Genomic DNA, 22,025 nt, shown 5'->3' with positions numbered 1-22,025 from the left:
GGAAGGCGCAGCGGTTCAGCGACGCGCGCGCGGCGTGAGCACGCTCGGCAGCGCCTTCGGCAGCGTGTGCGGCCAGTCGCGGCTGTAGTGCAGCCCGCGGCTTTCGCGGCGCGACTGCGCGCTCTTCACGATCAGCGTCGCCACGTCGACGAGGTTGCGCAGTTCGAGCAGGTCGCGCGTCACGCGGAAGTTCGCGTAGTACTCGTGGATCTCGTCGCGCAGCAGCGACAGCCGGTGCTTCGCGCGTTCGAGGCGCTTGTCGGTGCGCACGATGCCGACGTAGTTCCACATCAGGCGACGCAGCTCGTCCCAGTTGTGCGCGACGACGACTTCCTCGTCCGCATCCGACACGCGGCTTTCGTCCCACGCGGGCAGCGTGGCCGGCGTGTCCGAATCGAAGCCGGCCGCCTCGATCGCTTCGGCCGCCGCGCGGCCGATCACGAGACATTCGAGCAGCGAGTTGCTCGCGAGCCGGTTCGCGCCGTGCAGCCCCGTGTACGACGTTTCGCCGACTGCATACAGGCCCGCGAGATCGGTGCGCCCGGCGAGATCGGTCACGACGCCGCCGCACGTGTAGTGCGCGGCCGGCACGACGGGAATCGGCTGTTTCGCGATGTCGATGCCGAATTCGAGGCAGCGCGCGTGGATCGTCGGGAAGTGTTCGCGCAGGAACGCTTCCGGCTGGTGGCTGATGTCGAGATACACGCAGTCGATCCCGCGCTTCTTGATCTCGAAGTCGATCGCGCGTGCGACGATGTCGCGTGGCGCGAGCTCGGCGCGCGGATCGTGCGCGGGCATGAAGCGCGTGCCGTCGGGCAGCTTCAACAGGCCGCCTTCGCCGCGCACGGCCTCCGAAATCAGGAACGATTTCGCATACGGATGGAACAGGCAGGTCGGGTGGAACTGGATGAATTCCATGTTCGACACGCGGCAGCCGGCGCGCCATGCCATCGCGATGCCGTCGCCGGTCGCCGTGTCGGGGTTCGTCGTGTACAGATAGACCTTGCCGGCGCCGCCCGTTGCGAGCACCGTGTGCGGCGCCTCGATCGTGATCGTGCGGTCATTGTCGACGTCGAGCGCATAGAGGCCGTGACAGCGGCGGCCGGGCAGGCCGAGCCGGTCCGACGTGATCAGGTCGATCGCATGGTGATTTTCGAAGAACGTGATGTTCGGATGCTGGCGCGCGCGCTCCGACAGCGTCGCAAGCACCGCATGGCCGGTCGCGTCGGCCGCGTGAATGATCCGGCGGTGGCTGTGGCCGCCTTCGCGCGTCAGGTGGAAGCCGAGTTCGGCTGCGTCGTCCTTCGTGAACGGCACGCCTTGCGAGATCAGCCATTCGATCGCTTCGCGGCCGTGCTCGACGATATAGCGCGTCGCACCTTCGTCGCACAGGCCGCCACCGGCGACCAGCGTGTCGTCGACGTGGTTCTCGATGCTGTCCGCCGAATCGAGGACCGCCGCGATGCCGCCCTGCGCGTTATCGCTTGCGCCCTCCATCATCGAACGTTTCGCGATCAGCGCGACACGTCGCGTGCTGGCCAGATTGAGTGCGACCGACAGCCCTGCCAGGCCGCTGCCGACGATCGCCACGTCGAATTTCATGCTGCATCTCCATCGTTACGCTTTTGATCTTGTGCGTTCCGGCGGCCATGGCCGCGGAAAGGGGAGAGCATACCGCGTCGGGCCCGAGCGTGCGCGCAAAACAAAAAGCCCCGCATGCGCGGGGCTTTTCGGTCGCCGTCAGGCTGGCAGAAACCGGAGATTACTTGATCTTGGTTTCTTTGTATTCCACATGCTTGCGGACGACGGGATCGAACTTCTTGATCGCCATCTTTTCCGGCATGTTGCGCTTGTTCTTCGTGGTCGTGTAGAAGTGACCCGTACCAGCGGTCGACTCGAGCTTGATCTTGTCGCGTGCGCCTTTTGCCATGATTGTGCTCCTTGGGCTTAGGCTTCGCCGCGTGCGCGCAGGTCAGCGAGCACGGAATCGATGCCGTTCTTGTCGATCAGGCGCAGGCCGGCGTTCGAAACGCGCAGGCGCACCCAGCGGTTTTCGCTCTCTACCCAGAACCGGCGATTTTGCAGGTTCGGCAGGAAGCGGCGCTTGGTCTTGTTGTTGGCGTGGGAAACGTTGTTGCCGCTCATCGGCGCTTTCCCAGTTACTTGGCATACGCGTGCCATGAGAGCACTCCTAATACGCTAAATTCGGGGTTCGATCGCCGATGAAGGTTCTCATCGCGCCGCCACGTGATCCATGGCTGCACTCTCAGAACGCCGTAGCCCTTGCAGACAAGGCCCTTCGATGGCTAGAACTGGTTGGAAAAAAGACAGACGGCGATTCTAGCAGAAAAAGTTCAGGAAAATCAAACCTAATTTCGCTTCGCCGTTGTGGCGCCCCGAGGCGGGCCGCCGCGCCACAGTCTACAGCCAACCGGCACGTGCGAACGAGAAAGTGTCGCTGGTGCCGACGACGACGTGATCGAGCAGCCGCACGTCGACGAGTTCGAGCGCGTCGCGCAGCACGCGGGTCAGGCGGCGGTCCTCCGCGCTCGGCTGCACTGCGCCCGACGGATGGTTGTGCGCGACGATCAGCGCCGCGGCGTTATGCGTCATCGCGCGGCGCACGATCTCGCGCGGGTAGACGGCCATGCGCGTCAGCGAGCCGCGCGTGATTTCCTCCGTCTCGATCAGGCCGTGGCGGGCGTCGAGGTACACCGCGACGAACACTTCGTGCGGGTGCGAGCCGATCTTCAGCCGCAGATAATCCTCGACCGCGCCGGGCGAATCGATCGGCGTACGTTCGGATGCTTTCTCCTTCAGCATGCGCCGCGCGATCTCGGTGACCGCGGCCAGCCGTGTGGAGCGCGCAGGGCCGATGCCGGGGTGTGCCTCGAAATCGTCGGTCGTCGCCTCGAGCAGCCCGCGCAATGTTCCGAACTGCTTGACCAATGCGCGGGCGCTGACGAATACGTCGTGTCCTGGCTTGCCGGTGCCGAGCAGCAGCGCGATCAGTTCGTCGTCGGTCAGCGCGGCCGGTCCGCGCTCCAGCAATCGCTCGCGCGGCCGCTCGGGCCGCCAGTCGCCCGGGCGGCGCTTGCGCCGGCGGATCGGGAGGACGCGGCGGGGCGGATCGGTCGGCACATCGGCGGTGTCGCGGCATTCGACCGGCGGCAGGGCGAGACAGGGTGACAGCATGCTCGAAACTCCATTGGCGGCGGGCGGTCTGCGCGACGTCGTCGCACTTTCCGCCTTGCGCGCTCAGGTGACTTACAATATTGGTTTTGCGCCGGGCCTTTTCGGCCGTATCGGGCGCCGACTGAACGAGTAATTCATGAGCCTCATCGATCTATCCGAAGTGAAGCCCGGTTCCCACGTCACGTTGCATTACCGGCTCGCACTGGCCGACGGCGCCGACATCGTCAACACCTTCACCGACAAGCCGGCCACGCTGCTGCTCGGCGCGGGACAGCTGGCGCCGTCGCTGGAACAGATTCTGCTCGGGCTCAGGGTTGGAGACCACTCGACTTTTCAGCTAACGCCCGAGCAGGGGTTCGGTCCCCGGAATCCCGACATGCTCCAGCGCGTGACGCTGTCGACGCTGCGCGAGAACGGGATGGTCGGCGACGATTTCACGCCGGGCGAGCTGATCGAGTTCAATGCGCCAGACGGCGGCCGGTATGCGGGGGTGCTGAAGGAAGTCGGCGAAACCTCGGCGCTGTTCGACTTCAACCATCCGCTCGCGGGCCAGGCGCTCACGTTCGAAGTGAAAATCATCGGAATCCTGTAATCATGAGCATCACCGATACGCTGTCCGGGCAGACCGTCGCCGCCGACGCCGAAATCCTGCTGGCCCAGCCGCGCGGCTTCTGCGCGGGCGTCGACCGCGCGATCGAGATCGTCGAGCGCGCGATCGCGATGCACGGTGCGCCGATCTATGTCCGTCACGAAATCGTCCACAACAAGTACGTGGTCGAGGATCTGAAGAAGAAGGGCGCGATCTTCGTCGAGGAACTCGAGGAAGTGCCGGCCGGCAATACCGTGATCTTCAGCGCGCACGGCGTGTCGAAGGCCGTGCGCGACGAGGCCGACGTGCGCGGGTTGCGCATTTACGACGCAACCTGCCCGCTGGTCACGAAGGTGCACGTCGAGGTGGCGAAAATGCGCCAGGACGGCGTCGATATCGTGATGATCGGGCATAAGGGCCACCCGGAAGTCGAAGGCACGATGGGGCAGGTCGAGCGCGGGATGCATCTCGTCGAGAGCGTCGAGGACGTGCAGAAGCTCGAGCTCGCCGATCCCGAGCGCATCGCGCTCGTCACGCAGACGACGCTGTCCGTCGACGACGCGGCCGAGATCATCGCCGCGCTGAAGGCGAAGTACCCGAAGATCCGCGAGCCGAAGAAGCAGGACATCTGCTACGCGACGCAGAACCGCCAGGATGCGGTGAAGTTCATGGCGCCGCAGTGCGATGTCGTGATCGTCGTCGGCAGCCCGAACAGCTCGAATTCGAGCCGGCTTCGCGAAGTGGCCGAGAAGCGCGGTGTGGATGCGTACATGGTCGACGCGCCCGATCAGATCGATCCGGCATGGGTCGCAGGCAAACGCCGCATCGGCGTGACGGCCGGCGCGTCGGCACCCGAAGTGCTCGCCCAGGCCGTGATCGCGCGACTGCGCGAGCTCGGCGTGCGCAACGTTCGCGCGCTCGACGGCATCGAGGAAAACGTGTCGTTTCCGCTGCCGCGCGGGTTGAACCTGCCGCCCGCTGCCTGATTGCCGCATCGCACCCGCGGAACACCGAAGCGCGCCTCCCGGCGCGCTTTTTTTTGTAAGTCGAAATCGAGATCGCAACCATTATTCGCGGTCGTGGTGCAACCAGGTTGCTCCGCATGTTCGCGACCGTCTCTCAAAATTGGTTGCAATGCAGGAAAACCCCATCGAATCAGGATTATTGGCGTCCTATAAATGGAGTTACAATGCGCCCGTTTTCAAGCCTGAATGGCTTTGAAATCGGATTTTGGCAAGGCGCGGGAGACCATTCAATGCATGTGAAGTTGGCTTACGCCGTGTCCGTCGCCGCACCGGTTGCAATGCGTGCCGGTTGCAGCAAAAAGAGCGACGACGGGGCGGGCAGGGAGGCTGCGGTGTTCGCGGCATCGCCGGCCAGCGGCGTGCGCGTCGCCGGAACCGGTCGTGCGGCACCATCGGCGTGCCGCATCGCGCAATTGGGCAAGGACAAGGAAAACGGGGCACGTTTGGCGATCGAGGAAATCAACGCGCTTGGCCTGGCGAACGGCCGGGCAGCGGGCATGGAGGTTGCATTGCAACAAGCCGCCGGTCGCGGTGTGGCAGCGACCGTGCGTGCCGATCGACGGATGCCGGCTACGGCGCCGCATGCATGCGGCGATGCGCGCAGCGTGCGGATGTCACCGCCCCCTTTTCATTTCGATTCGACGAAACAGCGTGTCGCCGCGAGCGGTGGTGTCGTGGTGTGCGGTCTGGTTCGTACGATGGATTCCGACGCAGTCCCGACGCATGTCGGGCGCGGCTTTCGCGATGCCTTGCCAGGCGACGCGGCACGGAATCCGATCCGCCCGGATGCGGGGCTTGCCTCGCACCGGACGGAAAAAGGCACGGATGCCGGGCAACCGGACGATGGCCGTCTCGGCATGCTGCCCTACGACTTCAAGGAGGCCTCGAACACCGTCCTCGACGTCGTGACGATTTAGCGACGGGACTCATGACGGCACCGGAACAGTGCGGTGCCGTTTTTGTATCCGCTCCGGCGGCAGGTCCGGCCGTACAGGCCGGGCGGCGCGCGCCGGGACGATCCACACCCTTACCGGTATCGACTAGTACCCGCAGTGTCGCCGAGAAGGCGCGATTCCTCGCTTACCCGCGGGGCGCAACGTCCTCCGGCAGCACGGGCCAAGGAGCTTTAAATGGATATTTTCGTCCAGCAGGTTCTCAACGGGCTGGTGCTCGGCAGTGTGTACGCCATCATCGCGTTGGGATACACGATGGTGTACGGCATTCTCGGCATCATCAACTTCGCGCACGGCGACGTGCTGATGATCGGCGCGATGGTCGCGTTGTCGGCCATCACCGTGCTGCAGAACCATTTCCCCGGACTCGGCAACATCGCGACGCTGACGATCGCACTGGGCATTGCCGCGGTCGTCTGTGCATTCGTCGGCTTCACGATCGAGCGGGTCGCGTACAGGCCGCTGCGCCGCGCGCCGCGCCTCGCGCCGCTGATCACCGCGATCGGCGTGTCGATCCTGCTGCAGACGGCCGCGATGATCATCTGGTCGCGCAACCCGCTGCCGTTCCCGCAATTGCTGCCGACCGATCCGATCAACGTGATCAAGGCGACCGACACGACGCCCGGCGCCGTGATCTCGGTGACTGAAATCGTGATCATCGCGGTGGCGTTCATCGTGATGGGCGGCCTGCTGCTGCTCGTGCACAAGACCAAGCTCGGCCGCGCGATGCGCGCGATCGCCGAAAGCCCGAACACGGCAAGCCTGATGGGCGTGAACCCGAACTTCGTGATTTCCGCGACGTTCATGATCGGCTCCGCGCTCGCCGCGCTGGCCGGCGTGATGATCGCGTCCGAATACGGCAACGTGCACTTCTACATGGGCTTCATCCCCGGCATGAAGGCGTTCACGGCGGCGGTGCTCGGCGGTATCGGCAACCTCGGCGGTGCGATGGTCGGCGGCGTGCTGCTCGGCCTGATCGAGCAGCTCGGTGCCGGCTACATCGGCAACCTCACGGGCGGCGTATTCGGCAGCAACTACCAGGACGTGTTCGCCTTCATCGTGCTGATCATCGTGCTGGTGTTCCGTCCGTCGGGCCTGCTGGGCGAACGGGTCGCGGATCGCGCGTAACGGAAGGGAGCAAACAACATGACATCCATTCAACCGATCGAATCCTCGACGTCGCTCGTCGAAGAGCGCAATACCGCCAAGACCGTCATCATCGGCATCCTGACCGCTGTGTTCGTGATCGCCGCGCCGATCATCATCGGCTCGGCCGGCGGCAACTACTGGGTCCGCGTGCTCGACTTCGCGATGCTGTACGTGATGCTCGCGCTCGGCCTGAACGTGGTGGTCGGCTTCGCCGGCCTGCTCGACCTCGGCTATATCGCGTTCTACGCGGTGGGCGCGTACACGGCGGCGCTGCTGTCTTCGCCGCACCTGACCTCGCAGTTCGAGTGGATCGCGGCCCTCGCGCCCGGCGGGTTGCACATCCCGTTCCTGATCATCGTGCCGATCGCGATGGCGCTGGCGGCCACCTTCGGGATTCTGCTCGGTGCGCCGACGCTGCGCCTGCGCGGCGACTACCTGGCGATCGTGACCCTCGGCTTCGGCGAAATCGTCCGGATCTTCATGAACAACCTCGACCGTCCGGTGAACATCACCAACGGCCCGAAGGGGATCACGGGCATCGATCCGGTGCATGTCGGCGGCTTCAACCTGTCGCAGACGCACTCGCTGTTCGGCCTCCAGCTGCCGTCGGTCTACATGTACTACTACCTGTTCGTGCTGTGCTCGCTGCTGGTGATCTGGACGTGTACGCGCCTGCAGCACTCGCGTATCGGCCGCGCATGGGCGGCAATCCGCGAGGACGAGATCGCGGCGAAGGCGATGGGCATCAACACCCGCAACGTGAAGCTGCTCGCGTTTGCGATGGGCGCATCGTTCGGCGGCCTGTCGGGCGCGATGTTCGGTTCGTTCCAGGGCTTCGTGTCGCCTGAATCGTTCACGTTCTGGGAATCGATCGTGGTGCTGGCGTGCGTGGTGCTGGGCGGCATGGGCCATATCCCGGGCGTGATCCTGGGTGCGGTGCTGCTCGCGATCTTCCCGGAATTCCTGCGCTCGACGATGAGCCCGCTGCAGCATGCGCTGTTCGGTCATGACATCGTCGATACGGAAGTGATCCGTCAGGCGCTGTACGGCCTCGCGATGGTGATCATCATGCTGTACCGCTCGGAAGGCCTGTGGCCCGCGCCGAAGCATGAGGACAAGATCGCGAAACTGGCGAAGCGCGCCAGCAAGAAGCCGGTGCGCGCGTAACGAACGGACAAGGGGATACACACATGAGCGACAAGCAAATCCGACTGTCCGTGCAGGGCGTGAACAAACGCTTCGGCGGCCTGCAGGCACTGTCCGACGTCGGCCTGCAGATCAAGGAAGGCGAGATCTACGGTCTGATCGGCCCGAACGGCGCCGGCAAGACGACGTTCTTCAACGTGATCACGGGCCTCTACACGCCGGACTCCGGCGACTTCAAGCTGGACGGCCAGAACTACACGCCGACGGCCGTGCACCAGGTCGCGAAGGCCGGCATCGCGCGCACGTTCCAGAACATCCGCCTGTTCGGCGGGATGACGGCCCTCGAGAACGTGATGGTGGGCCGCCACGTGCGGACCAAGCACGGCCTGCTCGGCGCGGTGTTCCAGACGCCGGCCGAACGCCAGGAAGAGCGCGAGATCAAGGAACGCGCGATCGAGCTGCTCGAATACGTGGGCGTGCTGCAGTACGCGGACTACACGTCGCGCAACCTGTCGTACGGCCACCAGCGCCGTCTCGAAATCGCGCGGGCGCTGGCGACCGACCCGAAGCTGCTCGCGCTCGACGAGCCGGCGGCCGGGATGAACGCGACCGAGAAGGTCGAACTCACGCGCCTGCTCGACAAGATCCGCTCCGACGGTCGCACGATTCTGCTGATCGAGCACGACGTGAAGCTCGTGATGGGGCTGTGCAACCGGATGACGGTGCTCGATTACGGCAAGGTGATCGCCGAGGGTCTGCCGCAGGACGTGCAGAAGAATCCGAAGGTGATTGAGGCATATCTCGGCGCAGGGGTGCACTGATGGCAGCGGCAATGTTGAAAATCAAGGGCTTGCAGGTCAACTACGGCGGCATCCAGGCCGTCAAGGGCGTTGACATGGAAGTCCGTCAGGGCGAGCTCGTGACGCTGATCGGCGCGAACGGCGCAGGCAAGACCACGACGATGAAGGCGATCACGGGTCTGAAGCCGTATTCGGCGGGCGACATCGAGTACGACGGCAAGTCGATCAAGGGCATCCCGGCGCACGAGCTGCTCAAGCGCGGCCTCGCGATGGTGCCGGAAGGCCGCGGGATCTTCGCGCGGATGTCGATCGTCGAGAACATGCAGATGGGCGCGTACCTGCGCAACGACACCGAGCAGATCAAGAAGGACGTCGACCGGATGTTCGGCTTCTTCCCGCGCCTGAAGGAGCGTGCATCGCAGCTCGCGGGCACGCTGTCGGGCGGCGAGCAGCAGATGCTGGCGATGTCGCGCGCGATCCTGTCGAAGCCGAAGCTGCTGCTGCTCGACGAGCCGTCGATGGGGCTGTCGCCGATCATGGTCGAGAAGATCTTCGAAGTGGTGCGCGAGATCTCGAAGGAGGGCATCACGGTGCTGCTCGTCGAGCAGAACGCGCGCCTCGCGCTGCAGGCGGCCGACCGCGGCTACGTGATGGACTCGGGCATGGTCACGATGGAAGGCGATGCGAAGCAGATGCTCGACGATCCGAAGGTGCGGGCCGCGTATCTGGGTGAGTAAGTGAATGAATGAGCGGGCCCGGTGACGCGCGGCGGCAGGCGCCGCGCGCGTCGTGCAAGGGCTTTCGAAAGGCTGTCACGGGATGCCGTGACAGCCTTTTTTTCGTGTTGTGCGATTCGTGTCGAACTGTGCGTGCGAAGGCGACTCCATTCGACTGTTGCGCTGCGTACATGGCGCGGGAAACGACAGGACCGGTCGCCCGCAGCCGGTCGCCCGCAAACCGACACACGGGCCGCGTAGCATCGACAGCCCGTCGGCACACGGAGAACACGCATGAGTCTGGACTACGGTTTCGTGAAGGCGAAGGTGACATCGGTGGCGAAGCTGAAGGGCTCGCCGCACGGCAGCGAGATCCAGTATCACATCCACCTGACGCTGGCGCTGCCGGCCGGCGACTGGGATGTCGCGATCAACGTCGGCACCAGCGATGCGGACGACTTGCTGAACTACAAGCTGGTCTACGATTTCCACCATCCCGTCACGCAGACGCTCGCGGCTGCGGCGGAGGGCTACACCGACCTCACCGGGCAGGCCGCGCTGCCCGCGCTCGACTACCTGCGCAGCGACATCCTGAACGAGACGGGCGCGTGGCGCGCGAGCGCGGTGATGGACGGCACCGAGAACCCGGAGCCGATCCCGTCGCTGCTGCGGCTCGTGAGCGCCGCGCAGTCGCAGGGCCTCGACGTCGTCGTGTTCGGCCGCACGTATGCGGAAGGCAACGGCATTCACGACACGCACATGAACCAGGGCTCGACGGGCTCGAACTACCTGCATCGCGCAGGCGACGACCATAACGACCACAACGACGTCTGGCAGGACGGCGCGCTGATCGTGCGCGTGAGCGATACGCAGTGGGCCGCGTATTTCGCGGCGTTCGAACAGCAGGCCGTGCCCACCGACGCGCTCGGCAATCCGCTGCCGGGCGCGGGGCCGATCACGCGCTGAGGCCGGCCGCTGTCGCGGCCGGCTGCATCACGCGGCCGGCAGCGTCTTGCCGAACGAGATGCGCTCCTCGACGCGATAGCCGAGCGCCGCATAAAAGCGGCACGCGTCGTCGTTGCCGGGCAGCACCTGCAGGTTGATCTTCAGGCAGCCGCGCGCGGCGAGCGCGCTTTCCGCGTGCGCGATCAGCGCGCGGCCGACGCCGAGCCGCCGCGCGTCGTTCGCGACGCCGAACGAGTAGAGCCAGCCGCGATGTCCGTCGAAACCCGCCATCAGCGTGCCGACGACGCGCGCGCCGCTGGTCGCGACGAAGAACAGCTCGGGCTGCGTCGCGAGCTTCAGTTCGATCGATCGCAGCGGATCGCGGTGCGGCGGCGCGCCGGCTTCGTCGTACTGCGGGAACGCGTCGCGCCATACCGCCAGCACGGCATCGGTGTCGGTGCGTTCGAACGGGCGGATCGCGACAGCATCGGCAGCGGCATCCATCGCGGCGGTCTCCTTAGAGCGTGTCGAGGATCGACCGCAGCATCGCCATCATCTGGTCGATCTCGTCGGTCGTCACGTTCAGCGCGGGCATGAAGCGCAGCAGGTTCGGCCGCGCGGCGTTCAGCAGCAGGCCGTCGGGCTGCATGTCGCGCGCCTTCTCGACGATCTGCGGGCCGATATCCTTGCCAAGCAGCAGCGCGCGCAGCAGGCCTTCGCCGCGTTCGCCTTCGAAGCCGCGCTCCTCCGACAGCTCGAGCAGCTTGCGCTTCAGGTATTCGCCGCGTGCGCGCACGCCTTCGAGGAAGCCGGGCGCGACGAGCTGCGAGATCACCGAATAGCCGGCCGCCGTCATCAGCGGGTTGCCGTTGTACGTGCCGCCCTGGTCGCCGGCCTCGAACACCGCGACGTCGGCCTTCGACAGCAGCGCCGCGAGCGGCACGCCGCTGCCGATACCCTTGCCGAGCGTCATGACGTCCGGCTCGATGTCGGCGAGCTCGTACGCGAACAGCGTACCCGCACGGCCGCAGCCGCTCTGCACTTCGTCGACGATCAGCAGCAGGTTGTGCTGCTTCGTCAGCGCGCGCAGTTCGCGCATGAACTCGCGCGTTGCCGGGATCACGCCGCCTTCGCCCTGGATCGGTTCGAGCATCACGGCAACGGTCTTGTCGGTGATCAGCTTCTCGACCGAGTTGATGTTGTTCAGCTCGGCCTTCGGGAAGCCCGGCACCTGCGGCGCGTAGATCGTGTCCCAGCCCGGCTTGCCGCTGGCCGACATCGTCGCGAGCGTGCGGCCGTGGAAGCTGTGGTCGAACGTGATGATCTCGTATGCGCCGTTGCGGAACTTGCGGCCCCACTTGCGCGCGAGCTTGATCGCGCCTTCGTTCGCCTCGGCGCCGCTGTTCGTGAAGAACACCTTGTCGAACACGCTGTGCTGGGTGAGCAGGCCCGCGAGCTTCGCCATCGGCTCGTTGTAGAACGCCGGCGACGGGTTCAGCAGCTTTTCGGCCTGCGTCTTCAGCGCTTCGACGACACCGTCGTTGCAGTGGCCGAGGCTGTTGACGGCCCAGCCCTGGATGAAGTCCAGATAGCGCTTGCCCGTGTGATCGTAGAGCCACGAACCCTTGCCGTGCGTAAACACGATGTCGGGGCGGTTCGTGATGTACATCAGCGAGTCGATCGGGTAATCGTTCAAGGGCATGGCAGCAGACTCCAGCGGACGTTGAAAGGGAAACGGGCAATAAAAAAGCCACGGAAGGCCGTGGCTGGTGGGTTCGAACAGCTTGTGCGTAACCGGTGAAGCAGTGTGGGGTTACGCGCGAGTCCGTGACGAGCCTGCGGCATCCGGGCGGAGCGGCGAGCGGCGACGTCGAAGAGCGGACAGGAAGCGGTTCATGTGCGCAAGCATAAGGCATCCGGCGCCCCACTGTAAACCGCCGCGACGCCACGGATGTGACAGCGCGGCGCGGAACGCGGGTGTGCCGTACTCAGACCGGATGCGCGAGATCGGCAGCGCTCGTGAACGAGTCCGCGTAGAACTCGTCGGCCGGCAGCGCGTGGTGCTGCGTGAAGTCGCGCTGCGCGGATTCCACCATCACCGGCGCGCCGCACGCGTACACCTGGTGACCCGACAGATCGGGCAGGTCCTCGATCACCGCGCGATGGACGAAGCCCGTGCGACCCGTCCACTGGTCGCCGTCGTCGGGCTCGGAGAGCACCGGCACGTACTTGAAGTTCGGGATTTCGCCGGCCCACTGCTCGGCGAGCTCGCCGAGGTAGATGTCCTTCTTGCGGCGTGCGCCCCAGTAGAGCGTCATCGGGCGCGTGATGCCGCGGTGCTTTACGTGTTCGATGATCGCCTTGATCGGCGCGAAGCCCGTGCCCGATGCAAGCAGTACGATCGGCTTGTCGGAATCCTCGCGCAGGAAGAACGTGCCGAGCGGGCCTTCGAAGCGCAGGATGTCGCGCTCCTTCATCGCGCCGAACACGTGGTCGGTGAACTTGCCGCCCGGCATGTGGCGGATGTGCAGCTCGATCGGGCCTTCCTCGTACGGCGCGTTCGCCATCGAGTAGCTGCGGCGCGAGCCGTCCTTCAGGATGAACTCGACGTACTGGCCCGCGAGGTACTGCAGGCGCTCGTTGGCAGGCAACTGCAGCTTCACGACCATGACATCGTCGGCCTTGCGCTCGAGCGCGGCGATCCGGCACGGCAGCTTCTTGACCTGCACGCCGTCGACGCCGGCGATTTCGCGCACGTCGATCTCGAGATCGCACTGCGCCTTCGAGCAGCACAGCAGCGCGAGGCCGCGCGTGCGCTCGTCATTGGACAGGGCCGACGCGGCATGCGGGCCCTGTTCGATCTGGCCCGACACGATCTGGCCCTTGCAGGAGCCGCACGCGCCGTTCTTGCAGCCGTACGGCAGATGGACGTTCTGGCGCAGCGCGGCCGCCAGCACGGTTTCGTCCGACTCGACCTGGAATTGCCGGCCGCTTTGCTTGAGAGTGACGTTGAATGCCATAGAACCAAACTAGAACAAAATGTGGGGACCGTGCATGTCGAGCACGGCAGCTACAATGCAAATCCGTTGCGCGTCGCGCAACGGTGGCTACTGATTTCGCAACCAACATGATCGCGACACGAATCCTGCGCCGGCCGCGCGCACTGATCGTCGGCTGCGGCGACGTCGGCATGCGCTGCGTCGCGCAATGGCGCGACACGCGCCGCAATCTGCGGATCTTCGCGCTGACGAGCCACCCGGCCCGCCGCGACGAGCTGCGTGCCGCAGGCGCGACGCCGATCGTCGGCGACCTCGATCGCCCGGCGACGCTCGGCCGCCTCGCGGGCCTTGCCCGCACGATCCTGCATCTCGCGCCGCCGCAGTCCGACGGCCGCGACGACCGGCGCACGCGTGCGCTGATCGCCGCAACGACCGTGCCCATGCGGCGACCGTCGGCACCGCCGGCCCCTGCGGTCGGCCGGCTCCGAACGCTGCGCGCCGCTGCCCGGCAGGCCGGCGCGCCCGTTCGGGCAGCGCGTATTGTACCCGACGGTCTTCGCGCGCCGAGGCTCGTCTACGCGAGCACGACGGGCGTATACGGCGATTGCGGCGGCGCGCGCATCGACGAAACGCACCCGCTGCGTCCCGCGAATCCGCGCGCGTTCCGGCGCGTGTCGGCCGAGCGGCAACTGCGCGCGGCGACGGTGCGCGGCGTGCTGTCCGCGCGCATCGTGCGCATTCCCGGCATCTACGCGGCGAACCGTCTGCCGGTCGCGCGGCTCGAGCGCGGCACGCCGGCGCTCGAGCCGCGCGACGACGTCTACACGAACCACATCCACGCCGACGATCTCGCGGCGATCCTGCGCCGCGCGGCCGAGCGCGGCAGGCCGGCGCGCACCGTGCACGCGTCGGACGACAGCGAACTGCGGATGGGGGAGTATTTCGACCGGGTCGCGCAGGCGCTCGGCCTGCCGCGGCCGCCGCGCGTCAGCCGCGCGGACGCCGAACGCCAGCTCGAACCGGCGCTGCTGTCGTTCATGCGCGAGTCGCGGCGCCTGTCCAACACACGGCTCAAGGCCGAATTGTGCGTGACGTTGCGTTATCCGACCGTAGACGATTTCCTTCAAACGCTCGCGCCGGGCAGCGCGTCAGGTCAGCGCCGGTAACGCCTCGATCAGCAGGAAGCACAGCAGCGCGCCGATCAGCGCGCCGATCAGGTTCGGATGATATTTGTGCTTCCGGTGCATCGCGGCCAGCAGCCCGCCGATCACGATGACACCGACGACCGCGAACGCGATCATCACGTACGGCAGTTCGAAAGAATGGTTGATGTTCATGACGTCTCCCCTGCATCGCTGCTCGTGCAGCTTGTGATTCGAGTATAGCGGGGGATCGTGCGGCCGAGACGCGGCCGGACATCGAACGGTCGTGCGGATTTTCCCTTACAGGGTTTTGACGGGATTGCGCAACGCTGAAAGGTCGGCGTCATCGAGCCACCGCCACGCGCCGGGTTCGAGGTCGTCCGGCAGCGCGAAGCCGCCGATGCTTTCGCGGTGCAGCAACTCGACGCGGTTGCTTGCCGCCGCGACCATGCGTTTCACCTGGTGATACTTGCCTTCCAGAACGGTCAGCGCGAGCGCGTGCGTGTCGCGCGCATCGGCGGCGACCGCCGCGATCGGCTTCGGCTCGCCGTGGAGCTGCACGCCGGTGCGCAGCGCATGCAGTTGCGCGTCGTCGAGCGGATGGCGCACGGTCGCCACGTAGGTCTTCGGCACCTTGCGCTTCGGCGACGTGTACGCGTGCACGAACTGGCCGTCGTCGGACAGCAGCAGCAGGCCCGTCGTGTCCTGGTCGAGACGGCCGACGCACTGCACGCCGCGCGCGACGAGCGGCGCGGGCAGCAGGCTGAACACGCTTGCATGATGTTGCGGATCGCGCGAACACTCGTAGCCGGCCGGCTTGTTGAGCGCCAGATAGGCACGTGCGTGGAACGGCCAGGCCGTATCGTCGACCGAGAATACGAGGCCGTCGGTGTCGAACGACGCGTCGGGGTCGGTCGCGCTGGCGCCCGCGACGGCGACGCGGCCCGCTTCGATCAGGCCGCGGCACTGGCGGCGCGAGCCGAAGCCCTGGGTGTAGAGAATGCTTTCGAGATCCATAGCGCGCGCATTCTATCAAGCGGCGCGCGGTCGGCATGAACACGCATGCGCTGGTAAGCTCCCGGAACGCCGCGCGGCGCTCGTTCATTCTTCACGGAAAGTCCATGCATTTCGATTCGTTCCCGTTCGGCCGCAAGGCTGCCGCCGTCATCCTTGCCGCGACCGTTTCGTCGGCCGCGTTCGCGCATGCGCATCTCGCGAAGAGCGATCCGGCGGCGGGCGCGGCGCTGGCCGCCGCACCGGCCGCCGTCACGATCGACTTCACCGAGCCGCTGGAGCCGGCGTTCAGCTCGATCGTCGTCGTCGACGGCGACGGCAAGACGGTGTCGGACGGCAACGCGCGCATCGATGCGTCGAACCGCAAGCGGATGACGGTGCCGCTCACGGCGATCGGCACCGGAGCCTATACGGTGAAATGGGTGGCCGTCGCGACCGACGGGCACCGCACGCAAGGTGCATACGGCTTCGGCGTGAAGTGACGCAACGGCGGCGGCAGGTCCGTGCCAGGGTTGCCGCCGCTCTTATCCGACAGGGAGTTTCCCGCATGAATCCGACGACGCTCGATGCACTCGCCGATTTCCCCCGTCTGCTCGAAGCCCATTTCGCGGCCGTGCCCGACGGCTATGCGCGCTGGACACCCGACGACTGGGCCGGGATCCCGAGCGAGCACTTCTCGCCGCTCGGGCAGCTCTGTCATGTGCGCGACATCGAGATCGACGGTTATCACGTGCGGCTGCGGCGGATGCTCGACGAAGATCGGCCGCTGCTCGTGTCGATCGACGGCGACGCGCTCGCGGTCGAGCGCCGCTACAACGATGCCTATGCGTCCGACGTGCTCGCGGCGATCCGCGAAGCGAGACGCGAGACGCTGGACCTCGTGTCGCGCCTCACGCCCGAACAGTTCGAGCGTATCGGCGAGTTCGACGGCTACGGCTCGCTGACCGTGCGCGGGCTCGTCCATTACCTGTGCAGCCACGATCAGCAGCATCTGGCCGGCATGCAGTGGCTGCTCGGCAAGATCGACGCGGCGCTGTACGCACGCTGAACCGGCCGGCGCTCGCGCCGCCGCGAGCGGATTCCGGCGCCGCCGTCGGTGCGGCAGGGCACACTGCGGCGTTCCGATTGGATCGGTTTTCTGGATAATCCATCCAGCCGCGACCGGCTGACCGACGCGGCGCGCGTGCCTACACTCCAAGCTTCGTTCAACGAAAAAAGGAGTCAACCGTGACTACTCACACGCTCGCAGACAAGGTCGTCCTGATCGCAGGCGGCGCAAAGAATCTCGGCGGCCTGATCGCGCGGGACCTGGCGGGCCATGGCGCGAAGGCGGTGGCGATTCACTACAACAGCGCGGCGTCGCAGGCGCAGGCCGAGGAGACGGCCGCCGCGGTGCGCGCGGCCGGCGCCGAGGCCGCGACGTTCCAGGCCGACCTGACGACGGCCGCCGCGGTCGAGAAGCTGTTCGACGATGCGAAGCAGCGCTTCGGCAAGATCGACATCGCGATCAACACGGTCGGCAAGGTGCTGAAGAAGCCGTTCACCGAGATCAGCGAAGCCGAGTACGACGAGATGTTCGCGGTCAACAGCAAGTCGGCGTTCTTCTTCATCAAGGAAGCGGGGCGGCACCTCGAGGATCACGGCAAGCTCGTCACGCTCGTGACGTCGCTGCTCGGCGCGTTTACGCCGTTCTATGCGGCGTACGAAGGGTCGAAGGCACCGGTCGAGCACTTCACGCGCGCGGCGTCGAAGGAGTACGGCGCACGCGGGATTTCGGTGACGGCCGTCGGGCCCGGCCCGATGGACACGCCGTTCTTCTATCCGGCCGAGGGCGCCGATGCGGTCGCATATCACAAGACGGCGGCCGCGCTGTCGCCGTTCAGCAAGACGGGCCTGACCGACATCGAGGACGTCGTGCCGTTCATCCGCCATCTCGTGACCGACGGCTGGTGGATCACGGGCCAGACGATCCTGATCAACGGCGGCTATACGACCAAGTAAGCGATCACGTAACGGGTCGCGCTGGCCGCCGCCGCGGGTGCGCGGAGCACCGCAATGGCTCGTTTGCGTGGACAATGGACGGGCGCGCAGCCGCGAGGCCGCGCGCCCGTTTTCTCTGTGCCGCCGGGCGCTGCCGCGATGCGCGACGGCTGCCGGCGACGGTCGTCCGAACCCATGTTCCCCGCCGATGGACAAGCTGGATCAGGTCAGAATCTTCCTGCAGGTTGCCGAGATGGGCAGCTTCATCAAGGCCGCGCATACGCTCGACGTGCCGCGCGCGACCGTGTCGGCGGCCGTCCAGCAGCTCGAGGCGGAGCTCGGCACGCGCCTCTTGCACCGCACGACGCGCCAGGTGCAGTTGACCGCCGACGGCGCGCTGCTGCTCGAACGCGGCCGGCGCCTGCTCGCCGAGGCCGACGAGCTCGATCGACTGTTCCGCCGCCGCGACCGCGACGTGGTCGGGCGGCTGAACGTCGACGTGCCTAGCCGGATCGCGCGCCGCGTGGTCGCGCCCGCGCTGCCGTCGCTGTTTCGCCGCTACCCGAAGCTGCAACTTTCGCTCGGCTCGACGGACCGCTCGATCGACCTCGTACAGGAGGGCGTCGACTGCGCGATCCGCGTCGGGCGGCTTGCCGACAGCAGCCTCGTCGTGCGGCCGCTCGGGCAGTTCACGCTGATCAACTGCGCGAGCCCCGACTACCTGCGCGAATGCGGCGTGCCCGAGCATCCGGATGCACTCGCGCACGGGCACTGGGCGATCGGCTATGCGTCGCCGACGACGGGGCGCGAGCTCGACTGGGAATACTGCGTGGACGGCGAGCGGTACACGCTGACGCTGCCGAGCCGCGTGATCGTCAACAACGCCGAAACCTATATCGCCGGCTGCATCGCCGGGATGGGGCTGATCCAGATTCCGCGGTTCGACGTCGAGCATCTGCTGGACAGCGGCGCGCTCGTCGACGTGATGCCCGGCCACCGCGCCGAGCCGATGGACGTGTCGGCCGTGTACCCACACCGGCGGCACCGGTCGCGCCGGCTCAACGCGTTCGTCGATTGGTTCGGGGAGCTGATGGCGGATGCGTTGACGGGGGCGGCGGCCGGGAAGGGCGCGGAAGGCGATTGACCGGGGCGGCCGGTTTGCGTCGTGCGCCGTCGCGCGTGTTTCAGTCGGCCAGCGCTGCGAACCGCCGGTTGCGCCCGACTTCCCGCACCGCTTCGATCAGCGCCGCGCCGGTGCCGTCCGGCTTCGACGCGAACGCATAAAAACGCGCGGCCGGCAGCGCGGGCAGGCCGTCCTGCGGCCCGCATGCGCGCAGCCCGTCGCGCAGCTGGCTGCGCGCCAGTGCAGTGACCGCGAAGCCCGCGAGCGCGGCCGACACGCAGCCGGCCATGCTGCTGCTCTCGAACAGCACGCGAAACGGCCGCAGCGCGGCGGCGAGCGCCGATACGGCGGCTTCACGATAGACGCACGGTTCCGGAAACAGCGCGAGCGGCACTTCGCCGCCGGCGTCGAGCGTGCGGTCCGACGCGAATGCCCAGACGAGCGGTTCTTCCCACAGCAGTTCGCCCGACGCGTCGACCTGCCGGCACTGCTTGCCGAACACGACATCGAGCCGGCCGAGCGCCTGCTCGCGCAGCAGCGACGCGGTGATCCCGACCTTCAGCTCGATCGCCGTACGCGGATGGCGGTCGCGGAACGTGCGCAGCACGTGAGGCAGCCACGCACCCGCGAAATCCTCCGATGCGCCGACGCGCAGCCGCCCGTGCGCCGGCGCGCCGCGCAGCCTCGCGCGCACTTCGCGCTCCATGTCGACGATGTTGCGCGCGTACGCGTACAGCGTGTCGCCGGCCGGCGTGAGCGCGATACGGCGCGTCGTGCGCGCCAGCAGCACGGTGCCGGTCGCCTGTTCGAGCCGCTTGATATGGCCGCTGACGGCGGACGGCGTCAGCGCGAGGCGTTCTGCTGCCGGCGCGAACCCGCGGCTGTCGACGACTTCGAGGAAGGTGCGCAGCAGCGCGATGTCGAGCGAGGTCGACGCGGGGTCGGTCAGCGGTTCCATAGGTCAATTAAACGCAATATTCGATGAATGAATCATGATACTCCGTGAATCGTGATGAAAGGCCGACCTACCATCGTTTGCTCAAGTTGACCCGACGGAGAACACGATGACTGCCTATGCGTATGCGACGACCGCGTCGCTCGATATCGCCTATCTCGAATGGAACCCGCGCGGCGAACGCGTGGCCGTGCTGCTGCACGGCTGGCCGGACAGCCCGGTCGGCTGGGAGCCCGTGGCGGCGGCGCTTGCCGCGCGCGGCTACCGCGTACTCGCGCCCGCGCTGCGCGGCTTTGCGCCGACGCGCTTTCGCGACGCATCCGTGCCGCGCAGCGGCGAGCTCGCGGCGCTCGGGCGCGACCTGCTCGAATTCGTCGATGTGCTCGGCGTCGAGCGGCCCGTGCTGGTCGGGCACGACTGGGGTGCCCGTGCGGTCGCGAACGCGTGCGGGTTGCGCGACAGCGTCGCATCGCATCTGGTGATGCTGTCGGTCGGGTACGGCACCAACGATCCCGGTCAACCGCTGTCGCTGCAGCAGGCGCGCAACTACTGGTATCACTGGTTCATGGCGACGCCGCGCGGCGAGCAGGCGCTGCGCGACGATCGCCGCGCGTTTGCCCGCGTGATGTGGGACACGTGGTCGCCGCCCGGCTGGTATCGCGACAGCGATTTCGATGCGGCCGCCACAGCGTCCGACGGGCCCGACTGGATCGACGTCGTGCTGCATTCGTACCGGCATCGCTGGGGTTTCGCGCCGGGCGCGCCGGCCTATGCCGACGACAACGCGCGGCTGAATCCGGCGCCCGTGCTGTCGGTGCCGACGCTCGTGCTGCACGGCGGCGCGGACACCTGCAATCATCCGGACAGCTCGGCTGGGCGCGAACGGTTCTTCGCCGGGGGCTACGCGCGGCAGGTGCTGGACGGCGTGGGGCATTTTCCGCAGCGCGAGGCGCCGGCGGCGGTCGCCGACGCGATCCTCGGGTTCTGCGAGCGCGGCTGACGCGCGCCGGCCGGCCCGGCGACGAGGTCGGCGATCGCCGTCGCGACGGCGCCGGCATCGGCGTCCGTGGGTTCGAGCGCGGCGAGGCCCTGCAGCGCCTGCTCGGCGACGCCCGCGTACGGCCCGCTGTCGTAGGCCGCCTGCACGATGGCATCGGCCGGCTTGCCCGCGTGGACGAAGTGATTCGTGCCCCGGGTGAACGCGCCCGGCACGACGATCGACGTTTCGATGCCCCAGCGGGCGAGCTGGGCCGCATACGACACCGCGAGCGAATCCATCGCGGCCTTCGCGGCGAAGTAGGGCGCGAGGAACGGCGGGGTGCCGCCGCGCCGACTAGGACGATACCCCGGACGAGCAGGCCGCGGCCCTGGCGGCGCCGGTGACGAGAATGACTTCCTTCATGATCGATCTCCTGCAAGCGTGAGGGAGCGGGCGCGGCGTGCGGTTCGTCAGCACATGCCGCCGTTGGCACGCAGGACCTGGCCGTTGACCCACGCGCCGTCGGGGCCGGCGAGGAACGCGACGACGCCGGCGATGTCCCCGGGCTGGCCGAGCCGCTCCAGCGGATTCATCTTCGCCATCCGGTCGACGAGTTCGGGGCTCTTGCCCTGCAGGAACAGCTCGGTCGCGACCGGCCCCGGCGCGACCGCATTCACGCTGATGCCGCGGCCGCGCATCTCCTGGGCGAGAACCTGCGTCAGGCCTTCGACGGCCGCCTTGGTTGCGATGTACACGCCGTAGGTCGGCAGGCGCATGCCGATCACGCTCGACGTCAGGTTGACGATGCGGCCGCCGTCGCGCACGCGCTTCGCCGCCTCGCGGCTGACGTTGAACGCGCCCTTCAGGTTGATTGCGACAACCTGGTCGAAAGCCGCGTCGTCGACGTCGGCGATGGCGGCGAGCTTCATCACGCCCGCGCTGTTGACGACCACGTCGACGCGGCCGAACGCGCGCTCGGCCGCGTCGAACAGCGCGGCGGTCGCCGCGGGGTCGGCGACGTCCGCCTGCACCGCGACGGCTTCGCCGCCGTCGGCGACGATCGCGTCGACCACTTCCTGCGCGGGGCCGGCGCTGCCGGCATAGTTCACGACGACCCTGAAACCGTCCCGGGCGAGACGGCGGGCGATTTCCGCGCCGATGCCGCGCGATGAACCCGTGACGAGGGCGACCTTTTCCGATGTGCTCATGTCCTGCTCCTTGGTTCGTGAGTGCCGTACGAGCCGGCGACAGGACTAATGTAGGCTTCCTCGATCAATAAAAATAATGAATAATGATCAGATCAAGAATGACTAAA

At 66.9% G+C, this 22,025-nt stretch carries 27 protein-coding genes; 15 read left to right on the top strand and 12 right to left on the bottom strand.

The annotated features are described in order from the left end of the window. Positions 1-15: 15 nt before the first annotated feature. From nadB to radC, 4 genes are all read right to left on the bottom strand, one after another. Complete coding sequence (gene nadB / locus AC3WLY_RS21685; RefSeq protein ID WP_175961876.1) at positions 16-1,602, bottom strand: L-aspartate oxidase; 1,587 nt, start codon at positions 1,600-1,602, stop codon at positions 16-18. 160 nt (positions 1,603-1,762) lie between these two features. Next, positions 1,763-1,930, bottom strand: a complete 168-nt coding sequence (rpmG, locus tag AC3WLY_RS21680) for a 50S ribosomal protein L33 (protein ID WP_006478046.1) — start codon at positions 1,928-1,930, stop codon at positions 1,763-1,765. Between the two features lie 17 nt (positions 1,931-1,947). Beyond that, complete coding sequence (rpmB, locus tag AC3WLY_RS21675; RefSeq protein WP_004186391.1) at positions 1,948-2,181, bottom strand: 50S ribosomal protein L28; 234 nt, start codon at positions 2,179-2,181, stop codon at positions 1,948-1,950. 240 nt (positions 2,182-2,421) lie between these two features. Beyond that, positions 2,422-3,195: a RadC family protein gene (gene radC, locus AC3WLY_RS21670; protein WP_310142069.1), complete on the bottom strand. Its 774-nt coding sequence runs from the start codon at positions 3,193-3,195 to the stop codon at positions 2,422-2,424. Between radC and AC3WLY_RS21665 the strand changes: the two genes are divergently transcribed. From AC3WLY_RS21665 to AC3WLY_RS21625, 9 genes are all read left to right on the top strand, one after another. Beyond that, positions 3,194-3,328: a hypothetical protein gene (locus tag AC3WLY_RS21665; protein ID WP_258170484.1), complete on the top strand. Its 135-nt coding sequence runs from the start codon at positions 3,194-3,196 to the stop codon at positions 3,326-3,328. The genes radC and AC3WLY_RS21665 overlap by 2 nt on opposite strands. Positions 3,329-3,331: 3 nt before the next feature. Next, entirely contained in the window at positions 3,332-3,787 is a 456-nt protein-coding gene (locus AC3WLY_RS21660) for an FKBP-type peptidyl-prolyl cis-trans isomerase (protein ID WP_034178811.1), read from the top strand. A gap of 2 nt (positions 3,788-3,789) precedes the next feature. Continuing rightward, positions 3,790-4,770 (top strand): 4-hydroxy-3-methylbut-2-enyl diphosphate reductase, encoded by a 981-nt coding sequence (ispH, locus tag AC3WLY_RS21655; protein ID WP_310142064.1) that lies wholly within the window; start codon positions 3,790-3,792, stop codon positions 4,768-4,770. 203 nt (positions 4,771-4,973) lie between these two features. Then, a complete protein-coding gene (locus tag AC3WLY_RS21650; protein WP_175961874.1) occupies positions 4,974-5,726 on the top strand; it encodes an amino acid-binding protein in 753 nt (250 codons plus the stop codon). A 213-nt stretch (positions 5,727-5,939) separates the two neighbouring features. After that, entirely contained in the window at positions 5,940-6,890 is a 951-nt protein-coding gene (locus AC3WLY_RS21645; protein WP_047898817.1) for a branched-chain amino acid ABC transporter permease, read from the top strand. An 18-nt stretch (positions 6,891-6,908) separates the two neighbouring features. After that, complete coding sequence (locus tag AC3WLY_RS21640) at positions 6,909-8,078, top strand: ABC transporter permease subunit (RefSeq protein WP_175961873.1); 1,170 nt, start codon at positions 6,909-6,911, stop codon at positions 8,076-8,078. Between the two features lie 23 nt (positions 8,079-8,101). Further along, positions 8,102-8,878: an ABC transporter ATP-binding protein gene (locus AC3WLY_RS21635; protein ID WP_034178806.1), complete on the top strand. Its 777-nt coding sequence runs from the start codon at positions 8,102-8,104 to the stop codon at positions 8,876-8,878. Beyond that, entirely contained in the window at positions 8,878-9,594 is a 717-nt protein-coding gene (locus tag AC3WLY_RS21630) for an ABC transporter ATP-binding protein (protein WP_034178805.1), read from the top strand. Before AC3WLY_RS21635 ends, AC3WLY_RS21630 begins: the two co-directional genes overlap by 1 nt. A 273-nt stretch (positions 9,595-9,867) precedes the next feature. Then, on the top strand, positions 9,868-10,539 hold the full coding sequence (locus AC3WLY_RS21625; RefSeq protein WP_175961872.1) for a DUF2278 family protein: 672 nt from the start codon (positions 9,868-9,870) through the stop codon (positions 10,537-10,539). A gap of 27 nt (positions 10,540-10,566) precedes the next feature. Here AC3WLY_RS21625 and AC3WLY_RS21620 read toward each other — a convergent pair whose 3' ends face one another. The 3 genes from AC3WLY_RS21620 to AC3WLY_RS21610 all read right to left on the bottom strand — a co-directional run bounded on the left by AC3WLY_RS21620 (position 10,567) and on the right by AC3WLY_RS21610 (position 13,538). Continuing rightward, positions 10,567-11,022 carry a GNAT family acetyltransferase gene (locus tag AC3WLY_RS21620; RefSeq protein WP_492309237.1) on the bottom strand — a complete coding sequence of 152 codons (456 nt, stop codon included), beginning with the start codon at positions 11,020-11,022 and terminating at the stop codon, positions 10,567-10,569. 13 nt (positions 11,023-11,035) lie between these two features. Then, entirely contained in the window at positions 11,036-12,220 is a 1,185-nt protein-coding gene (locus AC3WLY_RS21615) for an acetylornithine transaminase (RefSeq protein ID WP_034178802.1), read from the bottom strand. A gap of 286 nt (positions 12,221-12,506) precedes the next feature. After that, complete coding sequence (locus tag AC3WLY_RS21610; protein WP_492309236.1) at positions 12,507-13,538, bottom strand: CDP-6-deoxy-delta-3,4-glucoseen reductase; 1,032 nt, start codon at positions 13,536-13,538, stop codon at positions 12,507-12,509. 107 nt (positions 13,539-13,645) lie between these two features. On the opposite strand from AC3WLY_RS21610, the gene AC3WLY_RS21605 reads away from it, so the two are divergent. Continuing rightward, entirely contained in the window at positions 13,646-14,683 is a 1,038-nt protein-coding gene (locus AC3WLY_RS21605) for an NAD-dependent epimerase/dehydratase family protein (protein WP_492332716.1), read from the top strand. Here AC3WLY_RS21605 and AC3WLY_RS21600 read toward each other — a convergent pair. Together AC3WLY_RS21600 and AC3WLY_RS21595 are read right to left on the bottom strand one after the other, a co-directional pair. Then, entirely contained in the window at positions 14,666-14,854 is a 189-nt protein-coding gene (locus tag AC3WLY_RS21600; RefSeq protein ID WP_072444863.1) for a hypothetical protein, read from the bottom strand. The genes AC3WLY_RS21605 and AC3WLY_RS21600 overlap by 18 nt on opposite strands. 105 nt (positions 14,855-14,959) lie before the next feature. Continuing rightward, the gene (locus AC3WLY_RS21595; protein ID WP_492309235.1) at positions 14,960-15,676 is read right to left on the bottom strand and encodes a pseudouridine synthase; all 717 of its coding nucleotides are present in this window, start codon (positions 15,674-15,676) and stop codon (positions 14,960-14,962) included. 104 nt (positions 15,677-15,780) lie between these two features. Between AC3WLY_RS21595 and copC the strand changes: the two genes are divergently transcribed. From copC to AC3WLY_RS21575, 4 genes are all read left to right on the top strand, one after another. Further along, the gene (copC, locus tag AC3WLY_RS21590; protein WP_492309234.1) at positions 15,781-16,155 is read left to right on the top strand and encodes a copper homeostasis periplasmic binding protein CopC; all 375 of its coding nucleotides are present in this window, start codon (positions 15,781-15,783) and stop codon (positions 16,153-16,155) included. Positions 16,156-16,220: 65 nt separating this feature from the next. Then, entirely contained in the window at positions 16,221-16,721 is a 501-nt protein-coding gene (locus AC3WLY_RS21585) for a DinB family protein (protein WP_072444858.1), read from the top strand. 179 nt (positions 16,722-16,900) lie between these two features. After that, a complete protein-coding gene (locus AC3WLY_RS21580; protein WP_310139039.1) occupies positions 16,901-17,674 on the top strand; it encodes an SDR family oxidoreductase in 774 nt (257 codons plus the stop codon). Between the two features lie 187 nt (positions 17,675-17,861). Beyond that, entirely contained in the window at positions 17,862-18,797 is a 936-nt protein-coding gene (locus tag AC3WLY_RS21575; RefSeq protein ID WP_425131450.1) for a LysR family transcriptional regulator, read from the top strand. A gap of 40 nt (positions 18,798-18,837) precedes the next feature. Here the strand turns inward: AC3WLY_RS21575 and AC3WLY_RS21570 are convergent, their stop codons facing one another. After that, positions 18,838-19,734, bottom strand: a complete 897-nt coding sequence (locus AC3WLY_RS21570) for a LysR family transcriptional regulator (protein WP_425131449.1) — start codon at positions 19,732-19,734, stop codon at positions 18,838-18,840. 106 nt (positions 19,735-19,840) lie between these two features. Between AC3WLY_RS21570 and AC3WLY_RS21565 the strand changes: the two genes are divergently transcribed. Further along, a complete protein-coding gene (locus AC3WLY_RS21565; RefSeq protein ID WP_492309233.1) occupies positions 19,841-20,731 on the top strand; it encodes an alpha/beta fold hydrolase in 891 nt (296 codons plus the stop codon). On the opposite strand, the gene AC3WLY_RS21560 is transcribed toward AC3WLY_RS21565, so the two are convergent. Both AC3WLY_RS21560 and AC3WLY_RS21555 read right to left on the bottom strand, forming a co-directional pair. Then, on the bottom strand, positions 20,632-21,009 hold the full coding sequence (locus tag AC3WLY_RS21560; protein WP_425131447.1) for a Rossmann-fold NAD(P)-binding domain-containing protein: 378 nt from the start codon (positions 21,007-21,009) through the stop codon (positions 20,632-20,634). The genes AC3WLY_RS21565 and AC3WLY_RS21560 overlap by 100 nt on opposite strands. A 171-nt stretch (positions 21,010-21,180) precedes the next feature. Then, positions 21,181-21,918 carry an SDR family oxidoreductase gene (locus AC3WLY_RS21555; RefSeq protein WP_310139029.1) on the bottom strand — a complete coding sequence of 246 codons (738 nt, stop codon included), beginning with the start codon at positions 21,916-21,918 and terminating at the stop codon, positions 21,181-21,183. Positions 21,919-22,025: the final 107 nt, after the last annotated feature.

The organism is Burkholderia sp. FW306-1C-G01B, assembly GCF_058781685.1.
The sequence above is the reverse complement of the archived record's forward strand: the minus strand, read 5'-3'. Positions and strand labels throughout refer to the sequence as shown.